The 17,858-nt window shown below is 42.8% G+C and carries 17 protein-coding genes; 11 read left to right on the top strand and 6 right to left on the bottom strand.

Annotated features, from left to right (window positions below):
* The 3 genes from QQK21_RS08860 to QQK21_RS08850 form a co-directional block, all read right to left on the bottom strand.
* Positions 1-723 carry a DUF4956 domain-containing protein gene (locus QQK21_RS08860; RefSeq protein WP_284191834.1) on the bottom strand — a complete coding sequence of 241 codons (723 nt, stop codon included), beginning with the start codon at positions 721-723 and terminating at the stop codon, positions 1-3.
* A gap of 299 nt (positions 724-1,022) precedes the next feature.
* Positions 1,023-1,712 carry a substrate-binding periplasmic protein gene (locus tag QQK21_RS08855; protein WP_284191833.1) on the bottom strand — a complete coding sequence of 230 codons (690 nt, stop codon included), beginning with the start codon at positions 1,710-1,712 and terminating at the stop codon, positions 1,023-1,025.
* Between the two features lie 139 nt (positions 1,713-1,851).
* Positions 1,852-2,538, bottom strand: coding sequence for a transporter substrate-binding domain-containing protein (locus QQK21_RS08850; RefSeq protein ID WP_284191832.1), 687 nt, complete (start codon positions 2,536-2,538; stop codon positions 1,852-1,854).
* A 287-nt stretch (positions 2,539-2,825) separates the two neighbouring features.
* On the opposite strand from QQK21_RS08850, the gene QQK21_RS08845 reads away from it, so the two are divergent.
* The 4 genes from QQK21_RS08845 to QQK21_RS08830 all read left to right on the top strand — a co-directional run bounded on the left by QQK21_RS08845 (position 2,826) and on the right by QQK21_RS08830 (position 7,137).
* A complete protein-coding gene (locus QQK21_RS08845) occupies positions 2,826-3,941 on the top strand; it encodes a porin family protein (protein ID WP_284191831.1) in 1,116 nt (371 codons plus the stop codon).
* Between the two features lie 9 nt (positions 3,942-3,950).
* The gene (locus QQK21_RS08840) at positions 3,951-4,361 is read left to right on the top strand and encodes a type 2 periplasmic-binding domain-containing protein (protein ID WP_284191830.1); all 411 of its coding nucleotides are present in this window, start codon (positions 3,951-3,953) and stop codon (positions 4,359-4,361) included.
* 96 nt (positions 4,362-4,457) lie between these two features.
* Positions 4,458-6,071, top strand: coding sequence for a methyl-accepting chemotaxis protein (locus tag QQK21_RS08835; RefSeq protein WP_284191829.1), 1,614 nt, complete (start codon positions 4,458-4,460; stop codon positions 6,069-6,071).
* A gap of 19 nt (positions 6,072-6,090) precedes the next feature.
* The gene (locus QQK21_RS08830; protein ID WP_284191828.1) at positions 6,091-7,137 is read left to right on the top strand and encodes a hypothetical protein; all 1,047 of its coding nucleotides are present in this window, start codon (positions 6,091-6,093) and stop codon (positions 7,135-7,137) included.
* Between the two features lie 19 nt (positions 7,138-7,156).
* On the opposite strand, the gene yfbR is transcribed toward QQK21_RS08830, so the two are convergent.
* On the bottom strand, positions 7,157-7,750 hold the full coding sequence (yfbR, locus tag QQK21_RS08825) for a 5'-deoxynucleotidase (RefSeq protein ID WP_284191827.1): 594 nt from the start codon (positions 7,748-7,750) through the stop codon (positions 7,157-7,159).
* Between the two features lie 112 nt (positions 7,751-7,862).
* Positions 7,863-9,077: a pyridoxal phosphate-dependent aminotransferase gene (locus QQK21_RS08820; protein WP_284191826.1), complete on the bottom strand. Its 1,215-nt coding sequence runs from the start codon at positions 9,075-9,077 to the stop codon at positions 7,863-7,865.
* Positions 9,078-9,290: 213 nt separating this feature from the next.
* Between QQK21_RS08820 and QQK21_RS08815 the strand changes: the two genes are divergently transcribed.
* The 7 genes from QQK21_RS08815 (at position 9,291) to QQK21_RS08785 (ending at position 16,775) form a co-directional block, all read left to right on the top strand.
* Positions 9,291-10,586 carry an isochorismate synthase gene (locus QQK21_RS08815; protein ID WP_284191873.1) on the top strand — a complete coding sequence of 432 codons (1,296 nt, stop codon included), beginning with the start codon at positions 9,291-9,293 and terminating at the stop codon, positions 10,584-10,586.
* Positions 10,587-12,302, top strand: coding sequence for a 2-succinyl-5-enolpyruvyl-6-hydroxy-3-cyclohexene-1-carboxylic-acid synthase (gene menD, locus QQK21_RS08810; RefSeq protein ID WP_284191825.1), 1,716 nt, complete (start codon positions 10,587-10,589; stop codon positions 12,300-12,302).
* Entirely contained in the window at positions 12,292-13,086 is a 795-nt protein-coding gene (gene menH, locus QQK21_RS08805) for a 2-succinyl-6-hydroxy-2,4-cyclohexadiene-1-carboxylate synthase (protein ID WP_284191824.1), read from the top strand. The genes menD and menH overlap by 11 nt, the downstream gene beginning before the upstream one ends.
* 15 nt (positions 13,087-13,101) lie before the next feature.
* Positions 13,102-13,968, top strand: coding sequence for a 1,4-dihydroxy-2-naphthoyl-CoA synthase (gene menB, locus QQK21_RS08800; protein ID WP_284191872.1), 867 nt, complete (start codon positions 13,102-13,104; stop codon positions 13,966-13,968).
* Between the two features lie 105 nt (positions 13,969-14,073).
* The gene (menC, locus tag QQK21_RS08795) at positions 14,074-15,063 is read left to right on the top strand and encodes an o-succinylbenzoate synthase (protein WP_284191823.1); all 990 of its coding nucleotides are present in this window, start codon (positions 14,074-14,076) and stop codon (positions 15,061-15,063) included.
* Positions 15,060-16,442 (top strand): o-succinylbenzoate--CoA ligase, encoded by a 1,383-nt coding sequence (menE, locus tag QQK21_RS08790; protein ID WP_284191822.1) that lies wholly within the window; start codon positions 15,060-15,062, stop codon positions 16,440-16,442. The genes menC and menE overlap by 4 nt, the downstream gene beginning before the upstream one ends.
* 123 nt (positions 16,443-16,565) lie before the next feature.
* Complete coding sequence (locus QQK21_RS08785) at positions 16,566-16,775, top strand: hypothetical protein (RefSeq protein ID WP_284191821.1); 210 nt, start codon at positions 16,566-16,568, stop codon at positions 16,773-16,775.
* Here the strand turns inward: QQK21_RS08785 and QQK21_RS08780 are convergent.
* Positions 16,772-17,695: a YeiH family protein gene (locus tag QQK21_RS08780; RefSeq protein ID WP_284191820.1), complete on the bottom strand. Its 924-nt coding sequence runs from the start codon at positions 17,693-17,695 to the stop codon at positions 16,772-16,774. The two genes, QQK21_RS08785 and QQK21_RS08780, sit on opposite strands and share 4 nt — an antisense overlap.
* Positions 17,696-17,858: the final 163 nt, after the last annotated feature.

The raw sequence follows: 17,858 nt of genomic DNA, 5'->3' as shown, positions 1-17,858 counted from the left end.
CTAGACTCCAGAGATATTATGCTGCTCAAGCATCGAAACCTGTATACCTGGAAATTGCTGTCTGAGTTGAGAAAGCATGTCATCAAGGTGCTGAGATTGATAGGCCGTAATGAAAAAAGTGGCACTGAACATATTTTCTTGGCTATCAAATCTTCTGAGGTCTAGCCCGTTTCCCTTACTTGACAGCAGCTCTTTCAGCTGTGTTATTGGAACATTTTGTGCCTGATCTGCATTGTATTGAAGTGATAGGAATAGGCCTTGCTCCTCCGACATTTTAGACTGATGACGTTTGGCAATTGTGACGAGAAATAAAGTGATGATACATGCGATGACAGCAGCCAGTGTTTGGCCTGCACCTAAAGCGACGGCTACTCCGATATTCAAAAAAAGATAAACTAACTCTTCGGGTTCTTTAATTGGTGTTCTAAATCGTACTATAGAAAGTGCACCGACAAGACCAAGGGCGAGAGCTAAAGAGGCTTTCACGACCGTGATGATAAGGATGACGGTCAACATCAGTAAGGGGAAGAGGCGAGAAAAATCTTGTCGATTACAAAACGCAGATGCATAGCGCCTAAAGTGATAACCAATAAGAGAGGCAAGGCCAAACCCTAAGATTAGGTTGATTAATAGTGAACCCAGTTGAACACTGGCATAAGGGAAAAACATATTTCGTACATCTTTGGGAAGAAATCCTAGCAAGAGCGGATCGACGGAATCCATATTACCCCCTTGGAAAAGTGCCAGAACAAGATTGTGTTTCAAAGGCTATCTTCTGACGGGCTCTCATTGGATACCAGAAGTTAATGAAACGACATGAACATTGAGTAAGCTGCGACCAAATACCCGTAGGAACGCATTACCAATAAACATAGACAGCAAATAGAGGGCTTGCAAAATGCCAAATAAAAACCGTCCCAAATAAGGCTGCATGGATTGAATAATGGACTGAAAACAATGAAATTGAGTGAGTCAAAAACAAGGCTCTGGGGCGATGTCTTTTGACTCAGTATTAGCGTACTTCACTGATTTTGTGTCTGTTTGGACTGTATATAATTTTTTGCTGAGGATTCAAGCTTATCAAGCAAATGTGCTTTCGAAACATGAAGGTAATGGTATAGTTCACCTCTTGCGATCCTTGGGCTCGCCACTTTTATATCTGGAAATTGCTGTTTTAAAAACAGATAAGACACCTCTGGAGCAAGCCAAACAGAGACTCTTCCCTGAGTTAGCATCAATGCCGCTTGTTTGGCATTGTGGACTAGGTAGAGGTGTTTGTAATGTTTCAATAATTTTGTATATCGAGTGCCGTGAAACGAAACGACAGTTTGATCTTTCAAGTCATCTAGGCTGTTGTATCGCGCACCATCGATGGAGTAGAGGTATATATCAAAGCTAACCAAAGGCACATCGATTTTTAAAAGTTGCTTCTCTTTTTCAAGCGTCTCCACTCTCATATCAAGCGCGTCGTATTGACCACTAATAACAGATTGAATTGCCCTTTCATTGGGGAGATAGGTAAATTCTGCTTTGAGACCGGCTCCGGAGTAGATAGCTTGCAGGTCATCCTCTACTTGTATACCATATTTCGCAGTCTGATCTTGATCTTTGTAAATATTGCCTATTGCTACTTTGATAGGCTCTTCTTCTGCAAGTGCTGATAATGGACTGATGGAAACCAGCAAAAGAATAAATTTCAGCCAATGAGTCATAACAACCTCGCTTTTGATACTTTCCTACTAACTATAGAACGGATCATGGAATTTCTTACTCTGTCCGATTTAGAAGCCGCTACCCTAATTCTTTCATGGTAGAGCTATGCAGTAATAAGAAACAAACTAGACGCCACTATCATAAGTCTTTCTTTTTTTTATCATTAACATAAGCCTTTGCAGAGGCTTCAATCTTGTCGAACAAATGAGCTTTTGAAAAGTGAATATAGTGATACAAGCTACTTTGATAAATAATTGGGCTAGCAATCTTGATCTGAGGGAAGCGTTTTTTTGCCTCCCGATACTTAGGTTCTGATGAAAACCAGACGGTTGCTCGATTTTTGGTGAGCATTAGAGCGGCTTGCTCTAAATCATGGACAAAATATATACGCTTATAATGCTTTATCTTGTTTGTGTGTCGACTGCCATGGAAAGCCACAACAATTTCGTCTTTTAAATCCTCTAAACGGTTATAAAATTTTCCATTAGAGGCATAGAAATAATAATTAATGCTTGCCAAAGGGACGTTAACCCTAAGGAGTTGGTCTTCAGTTTTGAGGGTTGCAAGTCGCATATCGAGCGCATCATATTCCCCATCAATTACCGACCGTATGGCTCTCTCGGGAGGCAAAAAAATGAACTGGCTATCAATTCCCGCATTTGAGTATATTGCCCTGAGATCGCCTTCTAGATCGATGCCATGTTCTATGGCTCTTTCTCGATCTTTGTAAACTTCGCCCATCGCTATTGTCATCAATTCATTTGTTTTGGTCATTACTGTTGCTGGATAAATAACGACCAACAAACAAAGAAGTTGTTTCCACATAGTTTACGCCCATTAGCCTAACTTACTGCTTACTCTAGAAATGATAGTAGATATCACCGATTTATTCACAGAAAAGTCAGCACAACACGTTGAAGCCAAGTCTTGCAAATGAAAGAGGGCAACTTGTCCGAGTGCCTAAAGGCAAAATGTCGAAAACATCAGTAATAAATTTAAGCATTTAAATTAGCACATGGCGTTTTTCTCTACTATGTTGGAAATGATTGATGTGTTTACTCAATGTTAATCATTAAGTTATTTCACATATCGATAAAACAAAGGATGGAAAAATGAGAAAGCTAGGAAAAATGAATAAATTAACCTTAGCGCTAAGCAGTGTGTGCATTCTTTGCCCAGTTTCCGTTAACGCAGAGATTGACTGGAGAGGGTACGCAACCATAGCTGGCGGTAAAACATTTGATGGTGGTACGTCATACGATAAAGTCACTGACCAGCTTAGAGTAGACCGCATGTCGTTGCTTGGTTTGCAGGGCTCCTCAGACCTTTCGGATGGCCTGAGTGCAACAGTCCAGATTGTGGGACGAGGCATCAACAACTTTGACCCAGAATTTGAATGGGCTTTTGTCAAATATGAATTTAATGACAAATTTGACGTGAAGTTTGGTCGTCTTAGAGCGCCATTTTACTACTACTCTGAGTATCTCGATGTCAGTTATGCTTACAGCTGGATTACACCACCAATCGAGATGTACGCCAGTAACGTCACTTCCTATGATGGTATAGCCTTTTATTATGCAGATAGTATCGGCTCTTTTGACTATGCTGCGTATGCTGGCATGGGTACCAGAGAGCTAACGTTAACTGCGGGAGATTTGGCAGGCAATTACGATGCCATCACCGTTTTTGATTTGGGCTATGGTGATTTTAAAACTAAGTTTATTTACTCAGTATTTGAAATCTCACTAACCAGCGACACTTTAGAAACTGTTCAAAACGCTCTTGCTGGTCTTGACGGTGCATTTGTGGTCAAGGATATGCCTGGATATATCGCGGGCGTTGCGGCTTACTATGACCCCGGAAGCTACTATCTTGGAGTTGAGTATGCGGAGTTAAGGTTTGATAAAGATATTATTGCTGTGTCAGAAGATGATCGTTTCCTTGCGACTGTCGGCTACCGATACAGTGATTTCACGCTTCACTACTCCTTTTCTAGCTCTGATAAGACCAACGGTATAGAGAAGCTGTTAACGACCAGTGATCCTAGATACGCAACAGCGAAAAGTGTGGCTGATGCGGTTACAAGTGACGATAAAACCCATATTGTGGGGCTTCGTTATGATTTCCACCCAAATGCAGCGCTGAAGTTTGAGTATGGCTTTACCGATGATGACTACATCGATCAAGATACTCAGTTTTTTAGAACTGGCGTCAGCATAATATTTTAAGGGGGTCACATGAAAACAGTACTTACTTTAATAGTGTCGTTGCTTTTTTCGGCCCAAGCGTTGTCAGCAGTTGCCGTGATTGTTAACAAATCAAGCACTGCAACGTTAGACAAAGAGCAAATCTCGCGTATTTACTTGAATCTGGACAAGAAGTTACCTGACGGTAAACCAGTTATTCCAATCGCGCATTCATCATCCAGTGCCATCGCTGGTGAGTTCAATCAAAATGTTGTTGGTAAATCGAGCTCACAATATAAAGCATATTGGTCTAAGCTTATCTTTACGGGAAAGGGTACGCCTCCTAAAGAAGTCGATAGCGACAGTGAGGTTATCCAGCTAATTTCAAATAATCCCGACTTGATTGGCTACATCGATAAAGGCAGTGTGACGGATAGCGTCAAAGTTATTGGTGAGTTTTAAGTAGATAACTAACGTCGAAGTTGTTGGTGTATTTTCAATATCGAGAGGCTTAGCTGACGTCTCCGTTAAGTCTCTCAGTTGGTGTTTGGAGTCACTATGAAGTCAATGTATCTTTCGATACGAATGAAAATTCATTCGATTACTGCCATTGCGCTGTGCGCTTTCCTGTCCATCGGATTTCTTAACATTAGTTCGATTTCATCTAACACAGTCTTTCTTGACAAACTTACTGGCCAGCAATTTTCCAATACCATTGCTGCTGAGCTTTCAAGTTTTGCGATTAAAGGCGTTGAAGATCTTTTCACACAAAGTGTTACCTTTGGCGATGAAGCTATTTTGAAAGATGCTCGAGTAAGTGCGGATGCTTTGTTACAAAAGCTGACGCTATTATTCTCTAACTCTGACACGGTTGATCAACAAATGCTTGATGAGTTTGCAGAATACGTCCGTTTGTCAGGTTTGGTGTCCCAAGCGATGCTTGGCGGCGACTTTGAAGGGGGGTTTGAAGCACTTACTCAGGCAGCAAACCAGAAAAGCGCAATTTATGAAAAACTGGTTGCTGCGATTAATGTGGCCGTTGAGCAAGAGCGAAGCAAACTTAACCAGCTTGCGATAGAAAGTAATGAAGCGCTTGAGAACCAATTAAAAATCATATTAGCCATATCTTCAATCTCGGTCCTGCTTGTGATTATTATCGCGCAGTTGATTGCAAGAAATGTGTCATTTTCTATTTTAAACATCTCGGAAAATCTGGCTAAGTTGAGCCAAGGTCGAGGTGATCTAACTTATCGATTGCAGCCTAAAAGCAATGACGAAACCGGTCAGTTAGCCCGTAACTTCAATGCTTTTATTGCCAATCTTGAAAAGTCGGTCGCAGCCGTAGTTGCGGTGTGTAACCCAATGCTCAATATTTCGGACAAGCTTAAAGTGAGCACGTCAAGTTCCAGCCAAGCCATGGAAGATTTGAATAATCTCTCGACTGAACTGGTAGAGGAAATGTCAGCTTTGGCACTAAGTGTTGAGCACGTTGCTGCTTCCACAACCGAAACGTCGGATCTTATTGTTGAAGCGGAGCAAGAGCTTAGTTCTTGTGAAGAAAAGATGAATCGCTCTGTTACTCAGTCGGAGCAATTGCAAGAAGATTTACAAAACACCTTCTCTGTTATCCAGAACTTGGCTGCAGACACTGAGAACGTGACCAGTATTTTAAGTGTTATCAATGATATTGCTGACCAAACCAACTTACTCGCATTGAATGCGGCTATCGAGGCAGCTCGGGCAGGTGAACAAGGGCGAGGGTTTGCAGTTGTTGCCGAAGAAGTGCGGGAACTGGCCTCACGAACTGTGAAGTCAACCGAGCAAATCAATTCGCTATTAAGCAATTTGATCGAATCAGTGCAAAGTGCCAATAGTGTACTCGAAACGTCTAAAGATAGAGCACTATCGAATGCGGAGATGGTTTCTAAAGCAGGCGAATCTCTCCAGCTAATTTCTCAGCAGGTGAAAGATATTCAAGCTCAGAGCGCATCAATTAAGTCCGCGACCGAAGAGCAAACACGAGCAACTGAAAAAGTGAAATCCAATACGGTGAATTCTCGAGGTGCGATAGGGACAACGTTAGATACGGTAGGTAAAGTCGGTGACCTGTCTGTCGAATTAGCGGATTTGTCTTCTAGCTTATCTCAAGCTATCAGCCAGTTTTCTAAATGAGATAACTCTTAGGGTATCTATGTTAAGAATATGTTTGCTAATTTTGTGTGTGTTATATGGTCAGACGATTTATGCTCTAGAAGCGACATTCAGCGGAAATTTATTTTTTGCGCCTGTGGATGAGACTTATATAAAAGGCGAAGATATTGGGGACTCGTACGTAAAATTTACCTTAGATGAGTCGTGGAAAGACGTTTACTTTCATACCAGTATGTTATCACGTCTGTATGAAAATGAAATTGGTGTTTCAGAGCTTTATGTAGCCAAGCAAACGGATTCGTTTGGCTGGTTTGCGCTAGGTCGGCTACATATTTTCAACGAAAATGTCTACAACGCAATGAGTTATCCGTGGTTGTCTTTGCCGAGAGAGGTGAATCCTTTAGATGTCACGTCATATGAGGGTTTTCAGTGGCGCCACGATTGGGATAAACATCATGTCCGCTTTGTTTCCGGAAGAACGGACAACAATGAATTTGGCACAAATTTATTGAATATGGTGATACCCTATGGCTTGGAAGTACGAAGCAAGTGGGACTATTTCACGACAAAATTTGCGTTTGCAGAAACCAGAGTTGATTTGTCTGGTCAATCCCTCACGGGTATTCAAAATAATCTAGTTGGGCTTCCTAACACCGTAGTCCTCGAAGATAAAAAGTCATACTACTATGATGCGGTGGTGACCATTCCAATAAGGCCTGTTATATTTTCGTTTAAATACTCACAGGTAGACTACGTAGAAGAGCAGTACACGGTTTTTGATGGGTACAGGTTAAGAGCAATGGTCGCAGTGAGGCCAGAAAAAAGCTTAACTTTGTATTATACCTATGGCGAAAGTGAAGCGCAGAACGATTTTAGCGCGATATCAGATCAGCTTCCCACAGCGGCGGCAGCACTTTCCAAATCACTCACTGAGAAGCAGTACCATTCCCATCATCTCGGTATGGTTAAAAATATCTCGAAAAACGTTAAACTCAAATTTCAGTCTGGGCTGGCAAAAAGCGATTATTCCCATGAAATTGAGAGGTTCATATTGTTGGGTTTTAGCTTCGATACAAAAGGTCTATAACGGTATTCACCTCGTATCGCTATCCGGAGATTTTATCGAATGTGGTTGTGCAGCTGTCACAAAATATCTCCATAAAGTCTTTGACCTCAGGCATGGTTAAGATCAGCTGTTGAATACGTGGCTCGAGACCTTCTTTAACATGCAAAAACTCATTATTGTTAAACCTAAGCTCATTTAGGGTCTTAATGTACGCCGCTAGAATATCGGCGGCTTTAACGATGGCTTTATAGTCAGCATCGACATTTTTTTGTACCAATAAGTTTGAAAACTCATCACGTAAATCGATAGGTAATGTTTCTAAACATTCTTGTTCAGCAATATCTTCCAGTTTCTTAAACGCAGCAGTAAATTCAGGGCTGTGATATTTGGTCTTTGAGTTGATATCCTGCAATTTTGTTTCAGAAATTTCGTGGTAAATGGCAACGACAGCGGCTTTTTCAGGATTGAGTTGGCCATTGTAACGCTTGTTTTTGATTACAGTGAGAAGATGGGCAATCACAGAAACTTGGTGAGAGTGTTCGGACACATTTTCTTCTTGGAAACAATGCATCAAGGCCCAGCGTTTAATTAAGGGCATGCGGGTGACCCATGCCATAAAAGTACTTTGTTCCACAACTATCCCCTAATGAATGTTTCTACAATATAAATGTAGGCCAGTTTATTGATATGCTGTTTGAAGAGTACTGTTCCAGTACTCTTTTCTTCGCGTATTTTCAGGTCTAAAACTACTGGCTATAGCCTGATAAGAAGCGTTCAAAGCGTCCTATCGCTATTTCCAGATCGTCGACATGAGGCAAAGTCACTATGCGAAAGTGATCAGGCTCAGGCCAGTTGAAACCAGACCCTTGTACCAATAAGACTTTTTCTTGGATAAGGAAATCGAGCACCATTTTTTGGTCATCTTTGATGTTATACATCTTGGTATCAATCTTGGGAAAGAGATACATTGCACCTTTGGGCTTGACACATGATACGCCCGGAATTTGATTGATGAGCTCAAAGGCACGGTCGCGTTGTTCTAGCAATCGTCCTCCAGGAAGAATCAATTCATTGATACTTTGATAGCCACCAAGTGCGGTTTGTATTGCATGCTGCATTGGAACATTTGCACATAATCGCATAGAGGCGAGCATATCCAGTCCGTTGATGTAGCCTTGAGCAAGATGCTTGGGACCGGTAATAAACATCCATCCACTTCGAAAACCACAGACTCGGTAGGCTTTGGACAATCCATTGAATGTGACAACCAGCAAGTCATCCGTTAGAGTTGCTACTGAGGTATGGGTGGCACCGTCGTAAAGAACTTTGTCGTATATTTCATCTGCAAAGATGATCAGTTTGTGTTGGCGCGCAATTTCTATGACTTCCAATAAAAAGTCACGGCTATAGACAGCGCCGGTCGGGTTATTTGGATTAATCAGTACGATACCACGTGTTTTTGGGGTGATTTTTTGACGGATATCCTCCAAATCTGGGTACCAATCTGACTGCTCGTCGCATCGATAATGGACAGCGTTACCACCGGAAAGCGCGACAGATGCAGTCCAAAGTGGGTAATCAGGTGACGGCACCAACATTTCATCGCCATTATTCAATAAAGCTTGCATTGCCATGACTATCAGTTCAGAGACGCCATTACCAATATAGACATCTTCGACGTCTAGAGAGCGAATTCCCTTGCGCTGATAGTATTGCACCACGGCTTTGCGTGCCGAGTAGATCCCTTTCGAATCACAATATCCCTGTGATGTTGGCAAATTGCGAATAACATCAACCAAAATTTCATCAGGGGCATCAAACCCAAAGGGCGCTGGGTTTCCGATATTGAGCTTAAGTATTTTATGCCCCTCTTCCTCCATGCGCTTAGCATGTTTGAGTATAGGACCCCTAATGTCATAGCAGACATTATCGAGTTTTGAAGACATCTCGATATTTTGCATTATATACAACCTAAAACTGTTTTGATTTCTTTATTAAACTACACCAAAAACGAATTTTTTAGAATAAAAAACTAGCTTGATGGGGGTTTTGTGAGGTAAGGCTTTATTTAAAGGATTTGGTATATCGTGGGCTACAACATTGATCTAGGTAAGGGTAATGTATAAATCGACGAGGTAAAATGAATTATATTTTTGAGGTGTAACGAGGTGGGTTTGTCTTTGTTTCATCAAGCAATAACACACCTGATTCAGCGTGTAAAAACAGCAAGATACGACCAAAAGCGGCTGGTTTATCATTTTCAAACTACCCCTGTCGCTGGCTGTCTAGACTGGATGGACGCCCAGTCGCTGTTTCCCAAATTTTACTGGCAATCTCGCAATGCCAATGAAGAAGTTGTGGCATTAGGCCAAATAAGCACCTTTTCTGATTCGATTGATATTGATTCCCTAGATAAGGAACAACGCGTATGGGGAGGAAGCCCTTTTGACGCTGAATGTATAGCCTTACAGCCTCACTTTTTTATTCTGCCGCTTATAGAGCTAATCCGAGAGGGACAAAATTGGTCTGTTGCTGTTAACTTGAATCAAAATAGACAAGATATTATCAATCGATTGCAAGCACTTATCGTAGACGCGGTTCCCATTCAGTCACTTTCTTCACGTATAACAGGTCTCAACCACTATCCAGATAAAGCTGAGTGGTCCCAATTGGTGAATAACGTACTCAGTGGAATCGATCGGCACGATTTTAAAAAAGTCGTTCTAGCACGAAAAACGGTTCTTCAATTTACTGGCAGTGTTACCGCAGCTCAATTACTTAAGTCAAGTTGTGTGGCTAATGGCAATAGCTTTCACTTTTTGTTTGCTATGGACGATTCATGCAGTTTTATTGGTTCCAGTCCTGAACGCTTGTACGTAAAAAATGAGCGTCATCTTTGTACAGAGGCATTAGCTGGAACGGTTGGTCGGGGCGAGAGCTCCAGCAAGGATATGGCGCTAGCAAACTGGCTCTGTTTGGACGGCAAAAACATCAATGAGAATAGTCTTGTTGTTGATGATATTGTTGAGCGTCTTACTCCCTATACAGTTCACATTGAGTTAGATAAGGAGCCCCATTTACTCAAGCTGAGAAAAGTTCAGCATCTAAAACGTAATGTCAGCGCGTATCTCAAACACGATACCAGTGCTGTTGATATATTGCATGCATTGAAACCGACTGCCGCAGTTGCCGGTCTACCGCGTAAAGAGTCAATGGCATTTATTCAGCGACATGAATCGTTTAAACGAGGATGGTATGCTGGTGCATTGGGTTTCATTGGACATCGGCATGCAGAGTTTTGTGTCACGATTCGAAGTGCTGTAGTGAAAAAAAATGGAATCGAACTATTTTCTGGGGCAGGCATTGTTGCTGGATCGGTTGCGAGCAATGAGTGGGACGAGCTTGATAAAAAGATGTCAACCTTACTGTCTTTACTTGATACCTCGGCTGAGTTGGAGGTTGCGTCCTAGATGAAGAGTAACAATCAAGCGGCGCTCAATCGAATCTGGAGCCAAGTGTTACTTGAAGAACTCGCTCGGCTTGGCGTTGAACAGGTATGCATTGCGCCAGGTTCTAGGTCAACGCCTCTCGCGATAGAAGCCTGTGATAATCCAAAATTGACATTGCATACTCACTTTGATGAGCGTGGCTTAGCATTTTTGGCTCATGGTTTGTCTAAGGTAAGTGACAAACCCGTTGCCATTATCGTCACATCCGGAACTGCGGTAGCTAATCTCTTGCCAGCGATTGTTGAGGCCAATATTACAGGTGAGAAATTGGTTGTGATAACGGCGGATAGACCTGTGGAACTCATTAGTTGTGGTGCAAATCAAGCGATTGTTCAAACCAATGTATTTTCGGCTCATGTTAGAGAACACATAGCTCTTCCAACTCCCTCGAGTTCAGTGCCACTCAGTTGGCTTCTGACGTCTATCGATCACGCAATGCATAGGCAAAACCTGGAAGGGGGAGTCGTTCATATAAACTGTCCGTTTCCCGAGCCTTTGTATGAACCCGCTGAAAAAAGTGTTTATCAGTCGTATCTGGATAAGGTTGATGCGTGGTGGTGCTCAGAGCAAGCATACAGTCGCAAATCTATAGTCAGCTCAATGTTTATTGACCAAGATCCCTCGTTGTTTCCCCGTCGAGGCGTGGTATTAATCGGTGATGTGGGTATTGCAGAGGCAAAATCCGCAAAGAAGCTTGCTGAAATCATGGGCTGGCCATGTTTATGCGATCCTCAATCCGGTACATCTAGTGCATTGGCACATTATGATATTTGGTTACAGAACGCTGTGGCGAGAACGATCCTTAGTCAGACAGAAGTCATTGTTCAGTTTGGATCTCGCTTTGTTTCAAAACGGCTAACACTCTGGATCAAGCAACAGGTTGAAGAACGCAGGGCGCAATATCACTATATATCGCCCCAATCTGAGCGCAATAATCCCAATCATTTAATGCAAGTTCACCACGTATCAGAGATCTGCCCATGGGTTGATGTTTATTTATCCAATTGTCAGCATGGTCAGCCAGTGGATATCTGGGCAAAAGAGCTGGAAATATATAGCAAAAAAGTACGTATGCTTGCGCAGAGTTACGCGATAGAGAATGAAAGTGTAACGGAAATAGGTCTGGCAACGACATTAGAAAATCTGCCACCTGACATACAGATAATATTGGGCAATAGCTTATTTGTTCGCTTAGTTGATATGTTTGGTGTGCTGCCAAACACATCCGTTTATAGTAACAGGGGTGCGTCTGGTATTGATGGATTAATCGCGACATCCGCTGGCATTGTGCGCTCGAACAATAAGCCGAGCATCCTTTTTATTGGCGACACGTCAGCTTTATATGATCTTAACTCTTTGGCTTTGTTAACGCAGGTAAAAGCACCGATTGTTATTGTCATTATCAACAATGATGGCGGAGCAATTTTTGATTTGCTTCCAATTGATAAAGCACATAAACGTCAACTTTATCAAATGCCACATGGGTATCAGTTTGAATGTGCGGCTCGCCAATTTGGTCTTAGCTACCAAAAACCGACAACATTGGCCGAATATAATTTTGCAGTGACTCAGCATCTTAGATCGGGTCAAGGGGCGCTGGTACTAGAGTTGATAACGCCTTCAGATCAGGCCTCATCCCAGTTACATGACGTGGTACGACATATTGATGCTTGCTAGTTATTTCTATCACAAAATGAATACCTCTAAACTCCCTGTGATTGTGTGTTTACATGGTCTATTGGGAAGCAGTGAGGACTGGTCTGGCTGTACAGAGCTTCTTACTGACTACCCATTACTCTGTATTGATTTGCCGGGACACGGCTTAAGTCAACACCTGCATTGTGATGATTTCAAAATGTGTTGCGATCAAATTTCTCATGTATTGCGTCATCACATTCCCAGTCAAGCGCCTATTGTTTTATTGGGGTACTCATTGGGGGCCCGGATATTCATGAATGGGTTGGCAAGAAATCATTTTAATGCTTTTAATATCAAGCTATTAATCTGTGAATCTGGTCATTTTGGTCTAAAAAGTGATGAGCAAAAACGGCAGCGTTTTAGTCAGGATTACGCTTGGGCGGCGCGTTTTACCAACGAAGCCTTAGAGACTGTACTGGATGATTGGTATCAGCAGCCCGTTTTCCAATCACTGAGTCAAATGCAGCGCAATGCACTGATCAATAAACGTTTAAAAAATGTGGGCACATCCGTTGCGTCTACATTGATGGCAACAACGCTCGCAAAGCAAGATTATTTATTGGATTTACTCAAAAACTCAAACATCCCCATCCACTGCATATGTGGTGAGAAAGATAATAAATTCAAACAGCTAAATGAATATAGCGGTTTGCCTTACAGCTTCATCCATCAGGCTGGTCACAATGCTCATATTGATGATCCGCAGGCCTTTACTAATATTGTTAAATCTAATGTTAGTGCTCTATGGTTAGACGCTAATTAACTAACAGGAATCATGATGTCAAAAACAGTCGGTCTTTCAGAACAAGAGTTATATGCCCCAGTGCATTGGAATGATTGTGGTGAGGAATTTGAAGATATCCAGTACCACAAATCCGAAGATGGTATTGCCAAAATTACGATTGCGCGGCCTCAGGTACATAATGCTTTCCGTCCTCAAACCGTGAATGAAATGATCAAAGCTCTGGCTGATGCTCGTTACGATGAGAGAGTCGGTGTGGTTATTCTCACTGGACTGGGCGAAAAGGCATTTTGCTCTGGAGGCGATCAGAAAATACGTGGTGATTATGGGGGTTATAAAGATGACTCAGGCACTCATCATTTGAACGTTTTGGACTTTCAACGCCAGATTCGGACTTGCCCTAAACCAATCATAGCGTCAGTGGCTGGGTGGGCGGTCGGTGGAGGACACGTATTGCACATGATGTGTGATTTGACGATAGCTGCCGACAATGCACAATTTGGTCAGACAGGCCCTAAAGTAGGCTCATTTGATGGTGGATGGGGGGCCGCGTACATGGCTCGAATTGTGGGTCAGAAAAAAGCCCGTGAAATTTGGTTTTTATGCCGCTTTTATAATGCAGAAGAAGCGCTCAATATGGGCCTTGTTAATACTGTTGTGCCATTGGATGAGTTGGAAAGAGAAACCGTTCGTTGGTGCAGGGAGACCCTACAACACAGTCCTATGGCACTTCGTTGCTTGAAAGCGGCGTTGAATGCGGACTGTGATGGCCAAGCTGGGCTGCAAGAATTGGCAGGTAACGCAACAATGATGTTCTATATGACAGAAGAAGGGCAAGAAGGACGCAACGCATTTAATGAAAAGCGTCGACCTGACTTTGACCAGTTTCCGCGTAATCCTTAATATCATAAATGTGTATCGGATATAGGCAGTTCCCGATGTCTTTGGTTGGACCATGAATGAGCAAACGCTAACGAGTACAAAAATAAATACAAGGGATATGGGTGTATGAGAACAGCCAAACTTTATCGCTATCAGTTGCCAATGGATAGTGGGGTGGTACTGAGAGACCATCGACTCACGGAAAGAGAAGGCTTTGTGCTTGTTTTGGAGTGTGATGGACAAATAGGTATGGGGGAAGTTGCTCCACTACCGGGTTTTAGCCACGAAACCATTGATGAGGTATATCCGCAGTTAATCAATCAATTGACTCTTTGGTACAAAGGAAAGTCATTTGATTATTCATCTCTTTATCCCTCAGTTGCTTTTGGCTTATCGATGGCTCAATTCGAATTGGATCATATTTTACCTGACGCTGGGTGTGATCATGCTGCGCCTCTTTGCTCGGGCGACCCCGATGCGCTTTTGGTTAGGTTAAGTTCTATGGAGGGTCGCAAAGTCGCCAAAGTAAAAGTGGGGATATATGAGCCTATTCGCGATGGTTTGATAGTCAGTATGCTACTTGAATCGATTCCAGATCTGATTTTGCGATTGGATGCTAATCGTGCTTGGACAGCGGAGAAAGCAGAGCAGTTTGCCAATAAAGTTGCCCCTTCGCTTCGTCAACGAATTGCCTTTGTTGAAGAGCCGTGTGTAACGCCAGGAGAGAGCTTCTCGTTTGCCATTAAAACGGGGATTGCAATTGCTTGGGATGAAACGCTGCAAGAGGCCGTTCGTAAACAGGACTTTCAGCTTGAGGACATGAATGGCGCAAAAGCCATTATCATCAAGCCAACATTAATTGGGTCCATTGAAACGTGTATCGCGCTGATAGAACGCGCAAAAGCATTGGGCATCAAGCCTATTATCAGTTCAAGTTTAGAGTCGACAATCGGGTTAACTCAGCTCGCTCGATTATCCCTTTGGCAACTTCCCGACGAAGTTCCAGGATTGGATACCGTCGGGCTGTTTGCGGAGCAATTAGAGCGAAATTGGCCCAGTTGTGAGCTTCCTGTCTCTCACTTAACCGATCATCAACTTGTGTGGCAGCTTCAGTGAGCAGTTTGTCTCCACTCAAAAAGTGGGCGCAGCAACGGCCCTCTTGTTTGGCGTTAAAGTCTCTAGAAAAAAACTACACATGGGTTGAACTCGCCGATGATGTTGATTGCATGGCTGCTGGCTTATCTTCGCAGGGTATAAAGGCGGGTGAGGTGCTGGCTTGCGTGGGGCAAAATAGCGTAGATAATGTCTTAGCCTATTTAGCTTGCATGGAGCTCGGTGCTATTTGTGCTCTCATTATGCCGCAAACTCAAGTCGATTTAGAGGCCAAGTTAGCAACCCTCTACCCAGAGAAAGCGCAAGCAAACATTGGTTGCATACAGCTAAATTGGCCGCTAAGTCTGTATGCTAATATTGATTTGGATTTACGGTCTGAGCGAGGCTTTACCGCGGCCTATCATCAAGATAAGCCCGCATCGATAATATTTACGTCAGGTTCGACAGGTAGGCCTAAAGCCGTTGTTCATACTTCGCGCCAGCACCTTGCATCAGCGTCTGGGTTACTTGAGACGTTACCATTTACGCAGCGTGATACTTGGTTACTCAGTCTACCAATTTATCATGTTTCTGGGCTGGCCATTATTTATCGTTGGTTGTTGACAGGTGCCGCCCTAAAGCTGGCTAACGGGGATTGGCAAGATGACCTTATTGGTGTTACCCATGCGTCCTTTGTTGCTACTCAGCTTCAAAGAGTCTTGGACAGCAAGGTATTGCAAGATCTTTCCCATGTGTTGCTTGGGGGAAGTCATATTCCACTTTCGCTGAGTCAACAAGCATCAAAGAGAGGTATTGAAACTTGGGTAGGTTACGGAATGACTGAGGCGGCTTCAACCGTAACGGCGAAAAAGGTCGATGGCAGTGAAGGTGTTGGCCAAGTGCTAGCCAAACGCAATCTGATGCTCAAAGATAAACGCATCCATATCTCAGGGGAAACACTGGCGCTTGGCTACTATGAGCAAGGTCAGATAGTGCCATTAAAGCAACATTCTTGGTTTGATACTAAGGATTTGGGCCTGTGGAAAAATGGGGAATTACACATCATAGGCCGAGTGGATAACTTATTTATATCCGGCGGTGAAAATATTCACTGTGAGGAGATTGAAGCTGTGTTACATCAAGTGCCAAACATCATTCAGGCCATTGTTGTGCCTGTTGAAGACAAAGAGTTTGGCCATAGACCTGTCGCTGTAATTAAAAGTGGCTTTAGCCTAGATATCGAAGAAATAGAGAAGAGTTTAAGCGGGGAACTGGTTAAATTTAAGTGGCCTATCGCCTATTATGAGATGCCAGAGCATCTGTCTCGTCAGGCGATAAAAGTCTCTCGCTCCGCGGTAAATCATTGGGTTCGGCAGCATCGATCATCAGCTGCTCCCTTATAACGCTCAAGTCACAGATGATCGGTGGTTAGCAGATGTTTTCAAAGTAAAACTTAGTTGAAATGGATCTTTCATAGTCCAAAAGTGTCTTTTCGAACCTTATAACTCTAATTCATAATGATCTCTATGTCGCGTAAATATGGATATATAGAGATGACAGTGAAAACCATCATAGTACTCGTCACCCTACTGCAAATTATTGTGGCAACTCAAAGTGAAGGGATTGTAAAAGCATTAGCTGAGCTATCGGCGTTTCTCATATTGGTCTCTCTACTCTTGCTTGCAAAAGCAAAGAGACGCAATCAGCCAAATGAAGAACAAGTGTTTGAACACTAAGTCAGCATAAGCCAAGCAAGAGAGCTACATGAGATACCTATCCATAATGTGACGCCAAAGATGAGAGGTTTAGGACCTGCTGATTTAAGTTTTTCCATTGAAATACCACAGCCAATTAAAAACAGGCAAACGACCAAAGTACGTTTGGCTAAGTCAAATAAAGAAAGATACACAACCTCAAACTGAGGTAATAGGTCACTAATGGCAATCGCTAAACAGTAAAATAGGATGAAGTAAGGAATAGTGATTTTCTTCGAGTCGCTGCGAAATAGAAACGCGCTAAAAAACGCGACTGGGATAATCCATAATGCCCGAGCGAGTTTGAGCGTGGTGGCTGTGGTTAAGGCTTCCTCGCCATACGCCGATGCTGCACCGACCACAGAGGATGTATCGTGAATAGCGATCGCTGCCCATGTACCAAAGGTATTCTGACTCAGCTCAAGGCTGTGTCCAATAACAGGAAAAATGAATAAAGCTAATGAATTGAGTACAAATACGGTGGCTAAAGATAGGCCGATTTGTTCGTCATTGGCCTTTATTGCGGGAGCGACAGCTGCGATAGCACTACCTCCGCAAATTGCCGTGCCAGAGCAAATTAAATAGCTGGTTTTTTTGTCAAGCCCAAAAGCTTTTGCAACCCACCAGCCGATAATCAAAGTGCCCACTATGGTAGCGATAATTAAGCCTATTCCATTGGAGGTGACGGTTAAGGCGTCTTTAAAATGGATACCAAAGCCCAAGCCGACGATCGAGTAAGCCAATAACTTCTTAGTCACTTTGGCAAGATTAAACTGATGCGGCACTAAACCAAGTGTTGCAATCAAAAAGCCGATCACAAGTGCGGTTGGTGAACTCACGTAGGGAGTCAGGCATGCAACCAACGCAAGCCAGAATACAAGTTGGTTTTTTAATGTGGTCATAGAAAAACAATGTCTCATAAATGGCGATAAAGTCTAACGGAGTTTGGTAAACAAATAGATTTAATTTGATTGAACATAGGTTCAGAAAATCTGAACAATAGTGTGATCACCAAGCGATTCTGTCGTACCTTAATTACCAAGCGACTTTGTCATTACGTTAACT

This window comes from Vibrio zhanjiangensis (genome assembly GCF_030161235.1).
In the GTDB taxonomy this organism is placed as follows: domain Bacteria; phylum Pseudomonadota; class Gammaproteobacteria; order Enterobacterales; family Vibrionaceae; genus Vibrio; species Vibrio zhanjiangensis.
This window is presented reverse-complemented; position numbering and strand designations above follow the sequence as displayed.

Coding starts and splice junctions, on each gene's coding strand:
- QQK21_RS08860 (WP_284191834.1), bottom strand. CDS start 723: ATGGATTCCGTCGATCCGCTCTTGCTAGGATTTCTTCCCAAAGATGTA.
- QQK21_RS08855 (WP_284191833.1), bottom strand. CDS start 1,712: ATGACTCATTGGCTGAAATTTATTCTTTTGCTGGTTTCCATCAGTCCA.
- QQK21_RS08850 (WP_284191832.1), bottom strand. CDS start 2,538: ATGTGGAAACAACTTCTTTGTTTGTTGGTCGTTATTTATCCAGCAACA.
- QQK21_RS08845 (WP_284191831.1), top strand. CDS start 2,826: ATGAGAAAGCTAGGAAAAATGAATAAATTAACCTTAGCGCTAAGCAGT.
- QQK21_RS08840 (WP_284191830.1), top strand. CDS start 3,951: ATGAAAACAGTACTTACTTTAATAGTGTCGTTGCTTTTTTCGGCCCAA.
- QQK21_RS08835 (WP_284191829.1), top strand. CDS start 4,458: ATGAAGTCAATGTATCTTTCGATACGAATGAAAATTCATTCGATTACT.
- QQK21_RS08830 (WP_284191828.1), top strand. CDS start 6,091: ATGTTAAGAATATGTTTGCTAATTTTGTGTGTGTTATATGGTCAGACG.
- QQK21_RS08820 (WP_284191826.1), bottom strand. CDS start 9,077: ATGCAAAATATCGAGATGTCTTCAAAACTCGATAATGTCTGCTATGAC.
- menD (WP_284191825.1), top strand. CDS start 10,587: ATGAAGAGTAACAATCAAGCGGCGCTCAATCGAATCTGGAGCCAAGTG.
- menH (WP_284191824.1), top strand. CDS start 12,292: ATGCTTGCTAGTTATTTCTATCACAAAATGAATACCTCTAAACTCCCT.
- menB (WP_284191872.1), top strand. CDS start 13,102: ATGTCAAAAACAGTCGGTCTTTCAGAACAAGAGTTATATGCCCCAGTG.
- menC (WP_284191823.1), top strand. CDS start 14,074: ATGAGAACAGCCAAACTTTATCGCTATCAGTTGCCAATGGATAGTGGG.
- QQK21_RS08785 (WP_284191821.1), top strand. CDS start 16,566: ATGTCGCGTAAATATGGATATATAGAGATGACAGTGAAAACCATCATA.
- QQK21_RS08780 (WP_284191820.1), bottom strand. CDS start 17,695: ATGACCACATTAAAAAACCAACTTGTATTCTGGCTTGCGTTGGTTGCA.